The following is an 18,389-nucleotide window of genomic DNA, read 5'->3' as shown; positions in this document are numbered from 1 at the left end:
GCCCGGATTTTGAGGTCCGGGCAATTCGTTTCCGCTCTTACTGGCCGGTTACGACCTTTGTCCAGAGTCGGGTCAATACCCTCTGTTGCTTCGCCTCGAAGGGCGTCACCGTGAACAGTTTCTGCATCACCTCATCCGAGGGGTAGATGGCGCTGTCTTCCAGTACCGCCTTGTCGAGGAACTGCTGCGAGGCCTTGTTGCCGTTGGCGTAGAAGACATAGTTCGACGCCTTGGCCACGACTTCGGGCTTCATCATGTAGTTCATGAACGCGTGCGCCTCCTCGACGTGCTGGGCATCGGCGGGGATCGCGAGCATGTCGAACCACATCTGGGCGCCCTGCGACGGGATCGCGTAATCGACGGTTACACCGGCTTTGGCTTCGGCAGCACGGTCGCGCGCCTGGAAGATGTCACCGGAGAAGCCGAGCGCGAGGCAGATGTCGCCGTTGGCAAGGGCGTTGATGTATTCCGACGAATGGAACTTGCGCACGTAGGGGCGGACGCTCGCCAGAAGCTCGGCCGCCTTTTCAAGGTCAGCGGCCTCATGGCTATCCGGATTGAGGCCGAGATAGGCAAGCGCCGAAGGCATGACATCGGTCGGCGAATCGAGGATGTGGATGCCGCAATCCTTGAACTTCGCCGCCAGTTCCGGCTTGAAGATCACGTCCCAGTTGGGCTTTTCGTCGGTACCGAGGATCGCCTTCATCTTCTCGACGTTGTAGCCGATGCCGGTCGTTCCCCACATATAGTCGACGGCGTATTCGTTGCCCGGATCGTACTTTGCCGTACGTTCCATGATCACATCCCACATGTTGGAAAGGTTCGGCAGCTTCGACTTGTCGAGCTTCTGGAACACGCCGGCGGCGATCTGCCGCTGCAGGAAGGTTGCCGTCGGCACGACGACATCGTAGCCCGAGCCGCCCGCAAGCAGCTTGGTCTCAAGGATCTCGTTGGAATCGAAGACGTCGTAGACGACCTTGATGCCGGTCTCCTTGGTGAAGTCTTCAAGAATGCTGCTGTCGATGTAATCCGACCAGTTGTAGACGTTGACCACGCGCTCCTGGGCCGCGGCCAGCATGGTCGAGCCGGCCAGAACGGCTGCCGCCAGGGTTGTGACGATGAGCTTGGACATACAACTCCCCTCTTGGTTTTTTCGTATCGGGCCCGGCATGCCGGGACACCGCCAATCCGCTTTGCTCAGGGCGGGAGGTTAGGCATGTTTCTCGATAACCTCAAGCGCTTTCGTGCCGATAAAAGGCGCCGTCGCGCCGCCCTGTGGTTTTCACAAGTCGAAGAAAAACGGGCACTTATGGCAACCAGCCAATTCGCAGACGAACCTGAGCGGCGTCGGCTGGCGCCATTAACCATAGCTGCGCGCGGCGTGTATCGTCAGGCATTTACGATTGATTAACCATGATCGGCGTGCGATTTTGCCGCCGGTTGTGCGTCAGGATCAGGATATTGTCATGGGCGAAAAGGTCATGGGCGGCCGGAACCGCAGGATCGACCCCAAGGAATTGAAGCGTCTTTCGGCGCTCGAGCCACGAAAGGCGCTCGTGGCGATCGTTTCCGATTGGGCGATGATCGCAGCGGCGATTACGGTCAGCGAATATGCGGAAAATCCTGCCGTCTACCTGATCGCTGTCGTGCTGATCGCGGGACGCATGCATGCGCTGGGCTGCATGATCCACGAGGCGGCACACTACCGTATCATCCGCAATCGAAAACTCAGCGACTGGATGAGTGATCTGCTGCTTGCATGGCCGGTGCTTGCGACGGTTGACGGTTACCGTCAGAACCACCTCGCCCATCACCAGCATGCCAATACGGACGAGGATCCGGACTGGACGGCGAAGCTTGGCATGCCGCAATTCACCTTTCCGCAGAAGCTTGCACGCGGCATCGCGCAATTGCTGGGATACCTTGTCGCGATCAACTCGCTGCGCGACATGCTGCATATGGCGAGGCGCATGGGAAAGAACGATCGTTCGACCCTTGGATACAAGCTGCTGCGGCTTGGTTTCTATGTGGCCGCGGGGGCGATCTTCACCCTGCTTGGCATCTGGCAGGAAGTGGCGCTCTACTGGGTCGTGCCGTTCCTCACCTTCTTCTGCCTTTTCCTCTACGTGCGCAGCGTCGCGGAACATTTCGGCAGCATGGACTACGAGGACGAGCTGACGAGCTCACGCACCGTCTATCCGCATGCCTGGGAGAAGCTGTTCTTCGCGCCCCACAACATCAACTACCACCTCGAGCACCATCTCTATCCGGGCGTGCCCTTCTACAATCTGCCGGAACTGCACGCGATCCTGATGCGCAACAAGGCCTATGCGGACAAAGCCCACATTACCCGCGGCTATACGACAGGGCTTCCGGCCGAGTGCTTTGCGCCGAATGCGCCGCTTTTGCCGAACCAGCACCCCGTCAGCTACTGAAAATCGAAGACGCTCAACCCGGTCGCCATCTCGTCGAGCCCGAGCGGCCGGGTGACGGGCGGCTCGGCGCGCGCGAGACAGCCCTGGCGCTCGCAGAGGCGACAGGCGGCGCCGATCGCGATCGCGGGCTGCAGCACTGAGCCATAGACGATGTCGCCGGCGAAAGAGGCCTCGCAGCCGATGAGAAGCGCCGTGCGCCGAACCCGCTCGTGAAACCCGGCCTGCGGACCATCCAGTGTGCGCGCCACCGTCAGATACTCGGCACCGCCAGGCATTTCGACGCGATCGACCAGAACCTGTCCCGGCACCGAGAAAGCGGCGTGGATATTGAGCTTCGGACAGCCGCCACCGAACTTCGTCTGCGGGAACCCCGATGCGCCAGCGCGTCGCAAGCGATGGCCGGCATTGTCGATCTCCATCAGAAAGAACGGTACCCCTTGCGCACCGGGCCGTTGCAACATGGTCAGCCGGTTCGCCACCTGTTCGAAGGAGACCTGGAACCGGGCCCGTAGCACATCGATGTCGTACCTCGCGCGCTGCGCGGCCGCAAGGAAAGCGGCATAGGGCATCATCAGTGCGTGCGCACCGTATCGCGCCAGTTCGAAGCGGGCGATCCGGCGGGCCTCGGCGGTCGAAAACCGCAAAGCGCCGAGTTCGGCTATGATCGCTTCGTGGCAGGCGATCGACACGGCTTCCATGGCGATCTCACGCAACTGGTCATAGGGCGACAAACGTTCCGAAATGAAGAGCCGCATGGAGTGCCGGTCGAAACGACGCCGCAGGTTCGGCATCGCATGGACCGGCAGACTGCGCACGACCAGCCCATGCTCCTTCTTCAGCCAAGCTTTCAGCGCGCCAAGAAGCTCGTCGCCTGGCGACAGCGCCTCGTGAAACGCTTCCGCGGCCGTCTCAATGCCGGGAAAGTGGTTGGGCCGGGCCTCGAAGGTTTCACGCACTTCGTCCATGGGCAGCCGCGTGCCGGACAGCGCCGCCATATGGCCCTGCCCCGCCAGCAGATCGGCAAGATCCTTGAGGCGCGCCGCCTGCTCGCGGTAGGCGCGATAGAGCTTGACGACACCTCCTGCCGCATTGGGTGCAGCCTCCACCACCTCGACCAGTTCCTGATCCCCCGGCAATTCGGCGGACAGGAGCGGGTCGGCGAAGACCTCGCGCAATTGCGTGAGGCTGCCGCCGGTTTCCCCCTGCAGCTCGTCGAGATCGACCTTGTAGACCGAGGCGAGCTTCAGGAGCAGCTGAACGGTCAGCGGCCGCTGGTTGCGCTCGATCAGATTGAGATAGGAGGGCGAGATGCCGAGTGCCTCGGCCATGGCCGTCTGGGTCAGCGAAAGGCCATTTCGGATGCGCCTGACGCGCGGACCGGCGAAAATCTTGTTCTCGGCCATTTGTAACTACCTTTACAATTCCCACAGCGGTTCCGCATTTACATCATTTACAAATTTACTGCGCTCATCTGTCAAAGGCAAGACAAGATAACCCTTTTGGTTCGGCTACTTCGCTGATTTCAATGGCTCGCTTCTGCAGCGCAATGTAAAAACTGTCACATGAACTCGGCAACGAAATGCACCGTTCGACCAAGTCGAGTGGATGTTTGATTTTGACAGGAGGATGTAATGACTGATTTTTACAAGCTCGTTCCCAGCGCACCGCAGGGCCGCTATGACGGCATCGACCGCCCCTATACGGCAGAGACCGTGAAGCGGCTGCGCGGGTCGGTCGAGATCCGCTATTCGCTGGCCGAAATGGGCGCGAACCGCTTGTGGAAACTCATTCACGAGGAAGACTTCGTCAACGCGCTCGGCGCGCTCTCGGGCAACCAGGCCATGCAGATGGTCCGCGCCGGTCTCAAAGCCATCTATCTCTCCGGCTGGCAGGTCGCTGCCGATGCAAACACCGCTTCGGCGATGTATCCGGACCAGTCGCTCTACCCGGCCAACGCCGCACCGGAACTGGCCAAGCGCATCAACCGCACGCTGCAGCGCGCCGATCAGATCGAAACGTCTGAAGGCAAGGGCCTTTCGGTCGATACCTGGTTCGCGCCGATCGTCGCCGACGCGGAGGCCGGCTTCGGCGGGCCGCTCAATGCCTTCGAAATCATGAAGGCCTTCATCGAAGCGGGCGCTGCCGGCGTCCACTACGAGGATCAGCTTGCGTCGGAAAAGAAATGCGGCCATCTCGGCGGCAAGGTGCTGATCCCGACGGCGGCCCATATCCGCAACCTGAACGCAGCACGGCTTGCCGCCGACGTCATGGGCACGCCGACGCTGGTCATCGCCCGCACCGATGCGGAAGCGGCCAAGCTGCTCACCTCTGACATCGACGAGCGCGACCGCCCCTTCGTCGACTACGATGCCGGCCGTACGGTCGAAGGCTTCTACCAGGTGAAGAACGGCATCGAGCCCTGCATCGCCCGCGCCGTCGCCTATGCGCCGCATTGCGACCTGATCTGGTGCGAGACCTCAAAGCCGGATCTCGAACAGGCCCGCAAGTTCGCCGAGGGCGTGCACAAGGCGCATCCGGGCAAGCTGCTCGCCTACAATTGCTCGCCGTCGTTCAACTGGAAGAAGAACCTCGACGACGCGACGATCGCCAAGTTCCAGCGCGAACTCGGCGCGATGGGCTACAAGTTCCAGTTCATCACGCTCGCCGGCTTCCATCAGCTGAACTTCGGCATGTTCGAGCTCGCCCGCGGCTACAAGGCGAGACAAATGGCCGCCTATTCGGAGCTGCAGGAGGCGGAATTTGCCGCCGAGGTCAACGGCTACACCGCGACCAAGCATCAGCGCGAAGTCGGCACCGGCTATTTCGACGCCGTATCGCTGGCAATCACCGGCGGCCAGTCCTCGACGACCGCCATGAAGGAATCGACCGAGCACGACCAGTTCCGCCCGGCCGCAGAGTGAAAGACCGGAGGGGGCGTGGCAATCCCTGCCCGCCGCGCTCCTTCCGCAAACCATAGCCTCGAACCTCAAGGAGAAGTCCAATGACAGTCCAGACACGCGTCAAGGAACGGGCCGAGGAACAGTCTTCGGCGATGACCCCGGACCAGCAGGCCGCTATCCGCATGGTCGCCAACGACCTGCACCGCCTCAACCAGTCCGTCATGAAGGCCGTCGACGCCGGCGTATCGGTCGAGCTCGTTCGCTCGGCCCGCCACCACGGCGGCGAGGGCAATTGGGGCGATCTCCTGATCCCGGTCATCGTCACCCAGGGCAGGCCATGACTGCGCTAGCGCTTATGATTGCCCTGCTTTCGTCCGTTTCATTTCAGCCGAAGGCCGAAGCAATCGCGGCGTGCGCAATTACCGTTGAGCTCGGCTAAATCGGCGGTGTCGAAACACAGCCCTTAAATTTCGGATGGCCGGCTATCATGCCGGCCATCTTGCGTTGCAGGTTGGGAACGGGGGTGCTTTCGCCGCCGCGGCCTGCCATTTCAAGTTGATCGAACCGGCGACACCCGTCTATATTAGACAAACCTGTCTTAGGCAGAGGCACGCATGAATCGATCGTCGAAAGCTGCCGATACCGCCGAACTGACCGAGCTGATCTACGGCGCCGCCTTTGGCGACTGCGGTTGGCAGGATTTTCTCGATCGGCTGGCGACGACGATGCCCAACGGGCGCTCCGCTCTCCATTACCACGATCTCGCATCGCCGGCGTCATTCGTGCCCTATGTCTCTGGCTTTAGCTCGGAGGCCATCGAGCAATTCAACAGCCACTTCGCGGCGATCAATCCCTGGATACCGAAGTCGGTGCTGGTGCCGGTCGGGCGCGGTCTCTCCGGCGAGGACATCGTCGCACGCAAGGATCTGCTCAAGTCGGAATTCTACAATGACTGGCTGAAGAACCAGACCGGCTGTGAGACCACGGTCGGCGTGACCATCGTGCGCAGTCCGACGCGCACGTTGCTGGTATCGACCTGCACATCGTCTACTGACGAAGAGCTCAACCAACAGGCTGCCGATCAATACACTGCCCTTGCGCCCCACTTGAAGCGCGCCTTCGACTTTCTGCGCCGGCGCGACCTGATGCTGGCCGAACAGCACGAGGGCCGCACCTTGCTCGACACGATCGGCGTCGGCGTCATCTATGTCGGCGACAACCTCCGTATCCGCTCGATGAACAACAACGCTGAACACATGGCGGCGAAAGGCACGCCGTTTCGCGTCGCCATCAATGGACGCCTGTTCATGGACGAATGGGAGACCAATGCGGCGCTGGAGTTGCTGGCTCGCCGGTCGGCAAGCCGGCGCAACCGCAGATCCGGATCGTCAGGACCGCTGGCGGCAGCGCCTTTCGCATCACGCTGGTGCGGCGAAGCGCCACGATCTTCACGGAACTTCTCGACGGGCCGACGGTGGCCGTGCTGATCGAGCCGGCGACTTCGCTCGCTAACGGTCAGCATTTCGACGACCTGAAGGTCAGCTGCGGTCTCACGCCGGCCGAAATCCGCATCGCCTCTGGCGTCGCCGCCGGCCTGACTTTGAAGGAAATGTCGCAGGCCAACGGCGTCAGTTATGAAACAATCCGGACGCAGCTCAAAAGCATCTATGCCAAGACGGGCGTCAACTCACAGGCCGCCCTCGTCAAACTTCTGATGCGCTGAACCGTAGGTCACAAAAGCGCCCAGGACCTGCAGGGGGCCGCGCTTTGCGCCAATCGAAGGCCGTCAATCAACGCCACCTGCCTCAGCCGCGGCGCGGGCGCTTGCCGGCAAAAACGTCCGCGTGACTGCGCAGAAGCCTCGTCATGCGGTCGACGACGGTGCGTATCTCTCTTCGGTGCCTGTCCTCGTTGTTCATCACGATCCATTGCCGGTGCCGGAGCGCCGCGATCTCCTCACCGGCTCGCTCCAGCAACGGATCGAGGTCGCCGACGAAACAGGGAAGCACCGCGCATCCAGCGCCGGCCCGGGCGAGATCCAGGAGCGAGCGCGGCCGCGTGACCGTGGCGACGATCCGCCGGTCCGCCGGTCCTCCTGCTTGCTCGCGCGGCCAGCGAAGATAGGCCGAGATTGCGTCCTCCTCGGCGACGGCAACCCATCGCGCGTTGGCGGCCGGCGGCGCGTTCTTCTGGCGGTAAGCAGCGTAGGCGACGTCCCCGACCGGACTTGCTGCCAGATAACCTTCCTCCGGCTCGAAGGCGCGGATGCCGATATCCGTCTCTCGGTAGGCGAGGCTCGCGCGCGTTTCCCCGATGGTGATCGCCAGGCTGAAACCGTCCCTTTCGGTGCAAAGTGCCGGAAAATTCTCCGCCAGCAACCAGGCGATCCAGGTCCCGACTGTAATGCGGATGGTCGCCCCCTCACCTTCGCGTCGCCAGCTCTCGACCCGTCGCGCCGCCGCCTCCATTTCCTGCAACTGCTCGAAGAGAAGTTCACCGTCGCCGGTGAGCTGGTAGCCGGTCTGGCTGCGCAGGAACAAGACGCGGCCCGTGCGCTCCTCAAGCTCCAGCATGCGGCGTCCGATGGTGGCAGGGCTTGAGCCAAGCGCCTGTGCAGCACCGGTCAGGCCGCCGGCGCGCGCGACGCTCATGAAACAGCGATAAATATCCCAATCCATATCTTTCATTGGTGAAAAACATAGGCCGATATCTGGCGTATGTAAAACTGCATTTGGTGCATAAAAGAGGTGATGCCCACCAACCAAGGAGCATCACAATGGACACAATGGCAATGGTCTTCATCGTCGACCTGGCCCTGAAAAACCGCCGCTGGGACGAGGACTTCGACCCGAAGCCGCCGGGACGTATTCGGCGCATTCTGAACGCTTTGGCCAACCGGCTTGCCGATCGCCGCAGGGCGCAGATCGGTTCGGAAAAAAAGTGCACCGCGGAGCCCTGCGGCCACGCGGTGCAATTTTAGCCCCTGCCCTTGTTATGGCGCACGGCGGAAGCGGTCTGCCGTGCGCTGGACTGAATGCGGGCCGCGTCAGCGATTTCCGCCGAATTTCTGCATTCAGTGTTTCCGTCTGACTGCAGGTGGCCCTTAGGCCGCCCGATAGCCGTCGTAGTCGTCGATTTCCGGCTCCAACCGGAACTGCTCGACCAACATCATCAGTGTGTCGGCCTGCTGGGCGAGCGCGCGGCTCGTCGCCGTCGCCTCCTCCACCATCGAGGCGTTCTGCTGCGTCATCTGATCCATCTGGTTGACCGAGCCGTTGACCTCGTTGAGCGCCACGGCCTGATCGCGGCTCGCGGTCGCGATCATCTCGACATGCTGGCTGACGGTTACGATCTGGGAACTGATCGACGCCAACACCTCGCCGGTTTCCTTGACCAGGTGCGAGCCGGCATTGACCTCGTTGGTCGACTTGTTGATGAGGCCCTTGATCTCGCGCGCAGCTTCGGCCGAGCGCTGTGCCAACTCACGCACCTCCTGCGCAACGACGGCAAAGCCCTTGCCCGCCTCGCCCGCGCGTGCCGCTTCAATACCCGCATTGAGCGCCAGGAGGTTCGTCTGGAAGGCGATATCGTCAATCACCTCGATGATCTGCTCGATCTGCTGCGAGGCCTCCTCGATACGGCCCATGGCCGCGATCGCGTTGGTGACGACGGCTGCCGAACTATCGGCGCTCCGCTTGGTCTGGATCACCGCATGATTGGCTTCGCCGGCGCGTTCGGCCGAGGAGCGAACGGTAACCGTGATCTGGTCGACGGCGGCTGCCGTCTCTTCGAGTGACGCGGCCTGGGCCTCGGTCCGCTTCGAAAGGGAATCTGCTGCGTGGTGCATGTCCGAACCGCTCCGCTGAATCGCCTGCGCGTTTGCGCGGATCTGGGCGAGCGTGTCCTGCAGGCGGATCAGCGAACCGTTGAAGTCCTGGCGCAACTGTTCGAGGCGGCCATGGAACGGCACATCGATCTGGCGAGAAAGATCGCCCTGAGCCAGGCGACCGAGACCGGCGGCAAGCTCGCTGACGGCCAGATCGATCTGGCGGTCGAGGTCGCGCTTCTCCTGGTCGTTGCGGCTGCGCTCGAGTTCGGCGCGGCTGCGCTGCTCCTCGCTCTCGGCTTCAATGCGGACCTTGGAAAGGGCATTTTCCTTGAACACGCCGAGCGCACGGGCCATGTCGCCAATTTCGTCGCGACGTGCGTCGCCGTCGATCGCGGTGTCGAGACGGCCATCGGCGAGACGGCGCATCGCTGCGGTGATCTGGCCGATCGGTTTCTTCAGCGTCAACGTCAGCGCGATGCCGGCAAGCAGCGCAATGATCACGCCGGCAACGGTCGCAGCCACCGAAATCTGGTTTGCTTCCTGACGCTCGGTCCCGGCGGCGACCTTCTGCTGTTCGGCAAATTCGGTCAGATCGGTCCAGATCTGGTTGATGGATTGGCCGGCGGCGTCGAAGTCGGCCGTCCGCTTGACGGTGATTTCTACGAGCGCTGCCGCATCCTTCTTCATCGCGGTCAGGATCGGCATCAGCGTGTCGGCGATCTTGTCGAAGGAGGCGCCATCGCTGGCAACGCCGCGCAGCGTCGCCATGTTCTGCTGAACGGCGAGCGACTTGTCGAGCAGCTTCTGGCGATTGCCTTCGTTCGTCACGCCCATGAAGGTGGCGGCGGAAATCTGGATATCGGTGATCGATGAGGAGAGCCGGCGGGTGGCGGTCAGCACCGATTCCGTCGTGACGATCTGCTCGTCGAGCTCGGCGAAAATCCGCGTGGCGTCACGCATCTTGCCAACCGAAGCCGCCTCCAGGCGGAAGCTTGCGGTGCGGAAGCGGTCCACATGTTTGCTGATGCCGGCAAGCGTCTCCGGGCCGGCTGGCGCCTTCAGGATCGCGCCGATCTCGCTCGAAGCCGAAGTAATGGTTTCGGCCAGCGACTTCTCATCCTTTGGCAACAGGCGGAAGATGTCGCGCTCGGTGCGCCCGATCATCGGGAAGCGGTCCTTGACCGCCTTCAGCTTGTCCTCGACGGTGATCGCCTTGCTGACTTCGGTGCCGAATTCATTGAAGAAGCGGCTGGCGCGCAGCAACTTCTCGGCTTCGCGCAGCATCGTCTTGGCGGCATTCTCGCTCTTGCGAACCGCATATTGCAGCCGGTTCGATTCCTCGTTGATCTTGGCGCGCTCGATGAGCAGCGCGTCGAGGTTCTTATTCATCGCCGTGCGCAGGTCCTGCTCGCCGACATGCAGCGTCCAGAGGCCACCGATGCGCGCCTCGATGTCGGCTGTCGCCGCGATCGCCGCCTTCAACTCTTCCTGCCCGTTCTGGCCGGCAACCTGCGCGGCCGTCTCGGCAAGCACGTCCTTCTGCGTCGAGATCGTCGACTGCACGGCATCGCGGGTTTCTTGCGTCGTCGAGTGCAGGAAGGCGTTCATGCCCGCATAGACATCCTTAAAGCCGCTCAACGTCCGCAATACGCTGTTTGAGATCTCCATGCGCCCCTGAAGCAGGCCGGACGCATAAAGGCCGGTGATGCCGACGGCACAGATGCTGACGACGAAGGGCAGGATGAAAAACAGCACCTTCGTCTGGATCTTAAAGCGGGCAAGAATTCTATCGATGAACATGCAAAACACCTTGGCTCGCAGCTCGCATTCGCCTCCCCCGGCGGCTCGCTAGGTCTTCGCTTTCAACGACAGGGCGTGAAGGTGCGAACGATCGAGAGCCACCCGATGCGCAAACAGGCTGATGTTTTTCGAAAAATCATGCGGCGCACACCGCCAGTCCGTCAGCAATCATTGCGGGACTGCGCTACCTCCCCGGCAGCGAAGTCCTGACGGAACTCACTTGATCGCAATATTCATTTTGAACGATTAAAAATTGTATAAGCGCTGGCAGCCCGCGATCGAAAATCCGAAAGGGCGCGTGGGCGCTTCAATCACGCCCAAGGACCGGCCATCTGCGGGCCGATCGCGTGAGATCAGAACCAGAGGGCCGCAAGCGCGGCAACGGCAAAGAAAGCGATCAAAGCGAGACGCGTCATAACCGCCTTGCGCTGGCGGCTTTCATCGGTACGGGCGATCGCTATAGCGCGGGGACGGCGGCGTGTCTGGTTCATGGCATCCTGTCCTTGTCACATTGGCCGGCAACGATCGGCCCGGATGTACCGGCTTGCCAGTCACGTTCATATTGCAGCCATGCGGTGGCGGAGGAAAGTCAAAAAAATGGAAACAGTGTGATTTCCGTTTCCGCGACAATCCGATCTTACCAACTGCCGGCTTTGCCGACATATCAACAGGTTCGACGAGACCCGTTAACAATCGCTGAAGCGCGCTCCACCAAAAGAGGGGTGATCAGGCGTCCTGACCGGCGGCAAACCCCGATGCCCAGGCCCACTGGAAATTATAGCCGCCGAGCCACCCGGTCACGTCGACGCATTCACCAATGAAGTAGAGGCCCGGCACCGCCTTCGCCTGCATCGTCCTGGAATCGAGCCCGTTGGTATCGACGCCGCCGAGCGTGACCTCGGCGGTACGATAGCCCTCCGATCCGGCAGGTTTGATTGCCCAGGCCTGGATCGCGGCCGAAAGCTGGTTGATCGTCTTGTCCGAGAGGTCAGCAAGCTGACGGCCCGCCAGCTTCGCGCCGTCGGCGAAGTACTGGGCAAGCCGGCGCGGCAGGATATCGCCGAGCGCCGTCTGCACTGCCTGCTTTCCGTGGCTGCGCCTGGTGTCCTTGAGGATCGAGGCGATGTCGATGTCGGGCATCAGCCTGAGCACGATTTCCTCTCCCTCGCGCCAATAGGAGGAGATCTGCAGGATCGCCGGACCGCTCAGGCCGCGATGGGTGATCAGCACCGCCTCGCGGAATGCGGCCTTGCCGGACCGAGCCTCCGCATCGGCCGCAACGCCCGCCAGCTCCCCGATCGTTTCGAGTTGCGCCGGGTCGAGTGTCAGCGGCACGAGACCCGGGCGAGTTTCGACGAGGCCAAGCCCGAACTGCTCGGCGATCCGATAGGCAAGACCGGTCGCCCCCATCTTCGGGATCGACTTGCCACCGCTGGCAATCACCAGCGACTGCGCTTCGATCGGACCCTCCCCCGTCATCACCCGGAAACCTGCGCCATGACGTTCGACGCTCTCGATCGTCGTTTCCATGCGCAGTTCCGCATGCGCGTCGCGCATTTCGGCAAGCAGCATCTTGATGATGTCCTTGGCGGAATGATCGCAGAAGAGCTGGCCGAGCGTCTTTTCATGCCAGGTGATGCCGTGCTTTTCGACAAGGCCAAGGAAATCGCGCGGCGTGTAGCGTGCCAGCGCCGACTTGCAGAAATGCGGATTGGCCGAGAGGAAGTTCTTCGGTCCCGCATGGATATTGGTGAAGTTGCAGCGACCGCCGCCGGAGATCCGGATCTTCTCGCCCGGCGCCTTGGCATGGTCGAGCACAGCCACGCGGCGGCCGCGCTTGCCTGCTTCGATGGCGCACATCATGCCGGCGGCACCGGCGCCAATGATGACCACATCTTTCTTTTCAGCCACGAAACACCCCAGCGTCGTTTGCCATTCCATTTCGGCGGAGAAGGAGAAAGTCAATGACGAAGGCTATCTAGCCAATTGCCAATCTGTGGTTATGATGCGTCATCCGAAGCCAAAACCGGTGATTTATGCCCTCAAAGAGAAGTGCTGCCCAACAAACAACGAAAATCAGCAAAACTTCGAAGATACCCCCCGCCCTGCACTCCCTGCGCGGTGTGAAGACCTGGAAGGAAGCCACGGACTGGCTCAAAATCCGCGGCATCGAAGACGTCGAATGCATCACGCCAGACCTTGCCGGTGTGCCGCGCGGCAAGATGATGCCGACCTCGAAATTCACGTCCAACACCTCGCTGGCGCTGCCCTCGGCCGTCTACCGGCACACGATCTCAGGCGAATACCCTGACGAAACCGGCCAGTTCCGCTACGATTCGCGCGACAGCGACATCAAGCTCGTGCCCGACCTCTCGACCCTTTCGGTCGTGCCCTGGGAGACCGATCCGACGGCGCAGGTGATCTGCGACATCGTCGGTTCGCAGGGTGAGCAGATCAGCTACACGCCGCGCAACGTCCTGAAGCGCGTGGTCGATCTCTACAAGCAGAAGGGCTGGAAGCCGGTCGTCGCCCCCGAGATCGAATTCTATCTCGTCGCCACCAATGACGATCCCGACTATCCCCTGCATCCACCGAAGGGTCGTTCCGGTCGCTCGATCCTCGGCGGCCAGGGCTATTCGATTGCCGGCATCAACGAGTTCGACGAACTGATCGACGACATCTACCACTTCTCCGAGAAACAGGGTCTCGAGATCGACACGCTGATCCACGAAGAAGGCCCGGCGCAGCTCGAGATCAACCTGCGCCACGGCGACCCGATCGAGCTTGCCGACCAGGTCTTCCTGTTCAAGCGCACGATCCGCGAGGCGGCGCTCAAACACGGCATCTACGCCACCTTCATGGCCAAGCCGATGCAGGGCCAGCCAGGCTCGGCAATGCACATCCACCAGTCGGTGGTCGAGATCAACACCGGCCGGAACCTGTTCTCGAACCCCGACGGTTCGGCATCGAAGGAATTCTTCCATTTCATCGGCGGCATGCAGCACTACGTGCCGCGCACGCTGGTCATGATGGCGCCCTATGTGAACTCCTTCCGCCGGTTGACGCCCGACATGTCGGCGCCCGTCAATACCGCCTGGGGCTACGACAACCGCACGACCGCCTTCCGCATCCCGGTGTCGGAGCCGGTCGCCCGGCGCATCGAGAACCGGTTGCCGAGCTCCGACGCCAACCCTTATCTGGCGCTCGCGGCATCGCTTGCCTGTGGCTATCTCGGCATCATGGAAAAACGCGAACCGACGGCACCGACCGAGGATACGGCCAACGAGGGCGAGATCGACCTGCCGCGCGGTCTGCTGGACGCGGTGGCGCTGCTCGAATCGGCACCGTCGCTTGCCGATGTTCTGAGCCCGGAATTCATCGCCATCTATGCCGGCGTCAAGCGTGGCGAGTTCGAGACTTTCATGCAGGTCATCAGTCCCTGGGAGCGCGAATTCCTGCTTCTCAACGTCTGACCTGAAAGGCCCTCCATGTCCTGGCAAAGCCCGATCTCGCCCGGTTACTCCTGGTATGAGGCAACCGTTCCGGATCGCCCGGACTATCCCGCCATGCCCGGATCACGGAAGGCCGGCGTCGCGATCATCGGCGGGGGCTACACGGGCTTGCAGGCCGCCTACAATCTGGCGCGCCAAGGCGTGGATGTAACCCTGATCGACGCCTGTCGCTTCGGCGACGGGGCGTCGGGTCGCAATGGCGGCCAGTTAGGCACCGGGCAGCGCGCCTGGGCGGACGAGACGGAGACAAGCCTCGGCCATGAGCGGGCGCAAGCGCTCTTCGACATGGCCGAGAACGCCAAGCGCTACGTGCTCGACTTCGCGAGCGCCCACGACATCGACATCGAATTCGTGCCCGGCCAACTCTCGGTCGGGCACAAGAAAAGCCTGGAGAAGGACTATCGCGACCATGCCGAAGCGATGGCGACGCGCTTCGGCTACCCGCATCTCTCCTTCATGGAGCGCGAGGAAACCGCGAGCCGGCTCGGATCGAGCCACTATCACTTCGGCATCCGCGATGCCGGCACCGGCCATATCCACCCGATGAAGCTTCTGGTCGGGCTGGCGAAACAGGCCGCCCTTGCCGGAGCCAATCTCTTCGAACAGACAAAGGCTCTGAAGATCGAGCGGAACGCGGGCGCGATCGTCGTCACCACCGACCATGGCACGATCACCGCCGACCGCGTGCTGGTGGCCTGCAATGCTTATATCGGCAATCTGGAGCCGGTGAGCGCCAGCCACGTGATGCCGATCCGCTCCTTCATCGGCGCAACAACCGTGCTTTCCGATCATCCGGGTGTCATTCCCGGCGGCGAATCGGTCGACGATTCACGTTTCGTCGTGCGCTATTTCCGCAAGTCGCGGGACGGGCGGCTGCTCTTTGGCGGCCGCGAGGCCTATACCGCCGACAATCCGCGCGATATCTCGACCCATATCCGCCGCCAGATCAGCGAGATCTATCCGGAACTCGCCAATGTCGAGATCACCCATGCCTGGGGTGGTTCCGTCGGCATCACGCTGCCGCGCACGCCCTTCTGCCGTGAAGTCATGCCTGGCGTCACCTCGATCGGCGGCTATTCCGGCCATGGCGTGATGCTTTCCAACTATTGCGGCAAGCTCTATGCGGATCTGGTCCTGGGCAAAGACACCGAGCTTGATCTCTTGAAAGCCCTGAAGATCCCGGCTTTTCCTGGTGGTACACGGTTCCGCTCCGCCCTTCTCTTCTTCGCGTTAAGCTGGTACGCATTGCGCGACAGGTTCTGAGAAGCACTTGCGGCAGCATTTTATTGCGCCGCATTCGAGATCACGATGTTTTTGTGTCGGCTCGACCAAAATCACAAACGTGATCGATAGTTAGAAGGTAGAGCGGGATGCGGGCGGAAAACCGCGCGCACTTTTCCTCATCCCGCTCTAGCGCTTTTAAATCGATTAGATTATATGTGCCCCTGACCTGAACAGATCGAGATATCCCATGAGCAGCCAGATCATTCCCGTCGAACCATTTGACTATGTGGTGTTCGGGGGCACCGGCGATCTTGCGGAGCGCAAGCTGTTGCCGGCGCTCTATCACCGGCAATTGGAAGGCCAGATTACCGAGCCGACCCGCATCATCGGTGCGTCGCGCGCGGCGCTCAGCCATGAGGACTATCGCAAGTTCGCCGTCGATGCGCTGAAGGAGCACCTGAAGGCCGACGAATACAATGAAGAAGAAGTCGCCAAGTTCGCCGCACGACTGTTCTATGTTTCGGTCGACGCCAAGTCGGACCAGGGCTGGGACGCCCTGAAGAAGATTCTCGAAGAGGGCAAGGAGCGCATCCGCGCCTTCTATCTCGCCGTCGGCCCGGCGATCTTCGGCGACATTTCCGAGCGCATCCGCGATCACAAGCTGATCACCAAGAACACCCGCATCGTCGTCGAAAAGCCGATCGGCCGCGACCTCGCATCGGCGACCGAGCTCAACGACACGATCGGCAAGGTCTTCCGCGAAGAGCAGATCTTCCGCATCGACCACTATCTCGGCAAGGAGACGGTGCAGAACCTGATGGCGCTGCGCTTTGCCAATGCGCTTTACGAGCCGCTGTGGAACTCCGCCCATATCGACCACGTGCAGATCACCGTGTCTGAAGCCGTGGGCCTGGAAAATCGTGCCGGCTACTACGACAAGGCCGGTGCGCTGCGTGACATGGTGCAGAACCATATCCTTCAGCTCGTCTGCTTCGTCGCAATGGAAGCGCCGACCTCGATGGACGCGGAAGCGGTTCGCGACGAAAAGCTGAAGGTTCTGCGCGCACTGAAGCCGATCACCTCATCCAACGTCGAGCAGGTGACGGTGCGCGGCCAGTACCGTGCCGGCGCCTCGGCCGGCGGTCCGGTCAAGGGCTACCTCGAAGAGCTCGAAGGCGGCGTTTCCAACACCGAGACCTTCGTCGCGATCAAGGCGGAAGTCAGCAACTGGCGTTGGGCCGGCGTGCCCTTCTACATCCGTACCGGCAAGCGCCTTGCCGGCCGCATGTCGGAGATCGTCATCACGTTCAAGCAGATCCCGCACTCGATCTTCGACAACAACGCCGGTCGCATCTCGGCCAACCAGCTGGTCATCCGCCTGCAGCCGAACGAAGGCGTCAAGCAGTCGCTGATGATCAAGGACCCGGGGCCAGGTGGCATGCGCCTGCGCAATGTCTCGCTCGATATGAGCTTCGCCGAAGCCTTTGCCGTGCGCAACGCCGACGCCTATGAACGGCTGCTGTTCGATGTCGTGCGCAACAATCAGACGCTGTTCGTGCGCCGCGACGAGGTCGAAGCCGCATGGAAATGGGTCGATCCGATCCTCAAAGCCTGGGAGGAAACCGGCCAGCAGGTCCAGGGTTACACCGCCGGCACCTGGGGGCCAAGCCAGTCGATCGCGCTGATCGAGCGTGACGGCCGCACCTGGCACGACGCGATCTAAGGTATGACCATGACAACAACGCTTCATACCTTCGAAAACGGTGCAGCACTGGCGGAAGGCCTGGCCGAGGCGGTGAGCAGCGCCCTTTCCGCCGGCATCGCGGCGCGCGGCGCGGCAAGCATTGCAGTTTCTGGCGGCTCGACGCCCAAGGCCTTCTTCCAGGCGCTTTCGAAGAAGGACATCGCCTGGGACAAGGTGACGGTGACGCTGGTGGACGAACGCTTCGTGCCGCCGGAAAGCGATCGCTCCAATCACGGCCTCGTGGCCGCCAACCTGCTGCAGGGCAAGGCGGCAGCGGCAACGTTTCTGCCGCTTTACCATGCCGCTCCCTCGGCCGAGGCCGCGGCTGAGATCGCGGGCCGGGAAACCGCCGCCATCGGCGCACCGTTCGACGTCGCGATCCTCGGCATGGGAACGGACGGTCACACGGCGTCGTTCTTCCCGGGCGGATCGCAGCTCGCGCGTGCCATCGATCCGGCAACGCCGCGCGGCGTGATCACGATGGAAGCGCAGGGCGCCGGCGAAACCCGCCTGACCCTGACCTTCGCCAGCCTTCAGGATGCGCGGCTCCTGGTGCTGCATATCGAAGGTGAAGGCAAGAAGACCGTTCTCGCCAAGGCCGAGGAGGCCGGCGGCGAGCAGGATATGCCGATCCGCGCGATGCTGCGTCGTGCCGCATCGCCCGTCCAGGTTTACTGGGCGCCCTAGGGCATCCTGCCTCAGGTGGGATCACTTGAGGCAGAACGATGCTTTGGGATCAGAGTGCTAGAGCGTCCCTTGTGCGTTTCTATGAACGCCGGCGCTCTAGATCGGAAAGATGTTGGGTCCAACCGGCCCAATATGAACTTTGGAGACACGTTCAGCCGGTAGCGCGCTGCCACCGGAACGATGAGGTGTTTCGAAAACATGCCGGGACGCGACGTGCGCTCTCCCACGCTCGCCGCGCTCCGGACCGATGACTGGATG

At 62.0% G+C, this 18,389-nt stretch carries 17 protein-coding genes; 11 read left to right on the top strand and 6 right to left on the bottom strand.

Annotated features, from left to right (window positions below):
* Nucleotides 1-37: 37 nt before the first annotated feature.
* The gene (locus tag BBX50_RS11710; protein WP_065775502.1) at nucleotides 38-1,132 is read right to left on the bottom strand and encodes a polyamine ABC transporter substrate-binding protein; all 1,095 of its coding nucleotides are present in this window, start codon (nucleotides 1,130-1,132) and stop codon (nucleotides 38-40) included.
* Between the two features lie 84 nt (nucleotides 1,133-1,216).
* On the opposite strand from BBX50_RS11710, the gene BBX50_RS29845 reads away from it, so the two are divergent.
* Both BBX50_RS29845 and BBX50_RS11705 read left to right on the top strand, forming a co-directional pair.
* Entirely contained in the window at nucleotides 1,217-1,411 is a 195-nt protein-coding gene (locus tag BBX50_RS29845) for a hypothetical protein (protein ID WP_139108368.1), read from the top strand.
* Between the two features lie 55 nt (nucleotides 1,412-1,466).
* Complete coding sequence (locus tag BBX50_RS11705; RefSeq protein WP_065775501.1) at nucleotides 1,467-2,435, top strand: fatty acid desaturase family protein; 969 nt, start codon at nucleotides 1,467-1,469, stop codon at nucleotides 2,433-2,435.
* Here the strand turns inward: BBX50_RS11705 and BBX50_RS11700 are convergent.
* On the bottom strand, nucleotides 2,429-3,838 hold the full coding sequence (locus BBX50_RS11700) for an XRE family transcriptional regulator (protein ID WP_065775500.1): 1,410 nt from the start codon (nucleotides 3,836-3,838) through the stop codon (nucleotides 2,429-2,431). The genes BBX50_RS11705 and BBX50_RS11700 overlap by 7 nt on opposite strands.
* Nucleotides 3,839-4,066: 228 nt before the next feature.
* Here BBX50_RS11700 and aceA point away from each other — a divergent pair, with 228 nt between their 5' ends.
* From aceA to BBX50_RS30720, 4 genes are all read left to right on the top strand, one after another.
* Complete coding sequence (aceA, locus tag BBX50_RS11695; RefSeq protein ID WP_065775499.1) at nucleotides 4,067-5,356, top strand: isocitrate lyase; 1,290 nt, start codon at nucleotides 4,067-4,069, stop codon at nucleotides 5,354-5,356.
* An 80-nt stretch (nucleotides 5,357-5,436) separates the two neighbouring features.
* Nucleotides 5,437-5,676, top strand: coding sequence for a hypothetical protein (locus tag BBX50_RS11690; RefSeq protein WP_034800815.1), 240 nt, complete (start codon nucleotides 5,437-5,439; stop codon nucleotides 5,674-5,676).
* Nucleotides 5,677-5,949: 273 nt separating this feature from the next.
* A complete protein-coding gene (locus tag BBX50_RS30465) occupies nucleotides 5,950-6,822 on the top strand; it encodes a hypothetical protein (protein WP_244513118.1) in 873 nt (290 codons plus the stop codon).
* A complete protein-coding gene (locus BBX50_RS30720; RefSeq protein ID WP_244513119.1) occupies nucleotides 6,810-7,058 on the top strand; it encodes a helix-turn-helix transcriptional regulator in 249 nt (82 codons plus the stop codon). Before BBX50_RS30465 ends, BBX50_RS30720 begins: the two co-directional genes overlap by 13 nt.
* 82 nt (nucleotides 7,059-7,140) lie before the next feature.
* Here BBX50_RS30720 and BBX50_RS11680 read toward each other — a convergent pair whose 3' ends face one another.
* On the bottom strand, nucleotides 7,141-8,022 hold the full coding sequence (locus BBX50_RS11680; protein WP_065775498.1) for a LysR family transcriptional regulator: 882 nt from the start codon (nucleotides 8,020-8,022) through the stop codon (nucleotides 7,141-7,143).
* A 104-nt stretch (nucleotides 8,023-8,126) separates the two neighbouring features.
* Here BBX50_RS11680 and BBX50_RS11675 point away from each other — a divergent pair, with 104 nt between their 5' ends.
* A complete protein-coding gene (locus BBX50_RS11675) occupies nucleotides 8,127-8,315 on the top strand; it encodes a hypothetical protein (RefSeq protein ID WP_065792006.1) in 189 nt (62 codons plus the stop codon).
* 123 nt (nucleotides 8,316-8,438) lie between these two features.
* Here the strand turns inward: BBX50_RS11675 and BBX50_RS11670 are convergent, their stop codons facing one another.
* The 3 genes from BBX50_RS11670 to BBX50_RS11665 all read right to left on the bottom strand — a co-directional run bounded on the left by BBX50_RS11670 (nucleotide 8,439) and on the right by BBX50_RS11665 (nucleotide 12,875).
* The gene (locus BBX50_RS11670; RefSeq protein WP_065775496.1) at nucleotides 8,439-10,964 is read right to left on the bottom strand and encodes a HAMP domain-containing methyl-accepting chemotaxis protein; all 2,526 of its coding nucleotides are present in this window, start codon (nucleotides 10,962-10,964) and stop codon (nucleotides 8,439-8,441) included.
* 353 nt (nucleotides 10,965-11,317) lie between these two features.
* Complete coding sequence (locus BBX50_RS30460; protein ID WP_201723458.1) at nucleotides 11,318-11,455, bottom strand: hypothetical protein; 138 nt, start codon at nucleotides 11,453-11,455, stop codon at nucleotides 11,318-11,320.
* A gap of 235 nt (nucleotides 11,456-11,690) precedes the next feature.
* A complete protein-coding gene (locus BBX50_RS11665) occupies nucleotides 11,691-12,875 on the bottom strand; it encodes an NAD(P)/FAD-dependent oxidoreductase (protein ID WP_065775495.1) in 1,185 nt (394 codons plus the stop codon).
* A 125-nt stretch (nucleotides 12,876-13,000) separates the two neighbouring features.
* Between BBX50_RS11665 and BBX50_RS11660 the strand changes: the two genes are divergently transcribed.
* From BBX50_RS11660 to pgl, 4 genes are all read left to right on the top strand, one after another.
* The gene (locus tag BBX50_RS11660) at nucleotides 13,001-14,437 is read left to right on the top strand and encodes a glutamine synthetase family protein (protein ID WP_065775494.1); all 1,437 of its coding nucleotides are present in this window, start codon (nucleotides 13,001-13,003) and stop codon (nucleotides 14,435-14,437) included.
* A 15-nt stretch (nucleotides 14,438-14,452) separates the two neighbouring features.
* Nucleotides 14,453-15,739, top strand: a complete 1,287-nt coding sequence (locus BBX50_RS11655) for an FAD-binding oxidoreductase (RefSeq protein ID WP_065775493.1) — start codon at nucleotides 14,453-14,455, stop codon at nucleotides 15,737-15,739.
* A gap of 208 nt (nucleotides 15,740-15,947) precedes the next feature.
* Nucleotides 15,948-17,423, top strand: a complete 1,476-nt coding sequence (zwf, locus tag BBX50_RS11650; protein ID WP_065775492.1) for a glucose-6-phosphate dehydrogenase — start codon at nucleotides 15,948-15,950, stop codon at nucleotides 17,421-17,423.
* A gap of 9 nt (nucleotides 17,424-17,432) precedes the next feature.
* Nucleotides 17,433-18,131 (top strand): 6-phosphogluconolactonase, encoded by a 699-nt coding sequence (gene pgl / locus BBX50_RS11645; RefSeq protein ID WP_065775575.1) that lies wholly within the window; start codon nucleotides 17,433-17,435, stop codon nucleotides 18,129-18,131.
* Nucleotides 18,132-18,389 lie beyond the last annotated feature (258 nt).

Source organism: Ensifer sp. LC11, assembly GCF_001695835.1.
In the GTDB taxonomy this organism is placed as follows: Bacteria; Pseudomonadota; Alphaproteobacteria; order Rhizobiales; family Rhizobiaceae; genus Ensifer.
The sequence above is the reverse complement of the archived record's forward strand: the minus strand, read 5'-3'. Positions and strand labels throughout refer to the sequence as shown.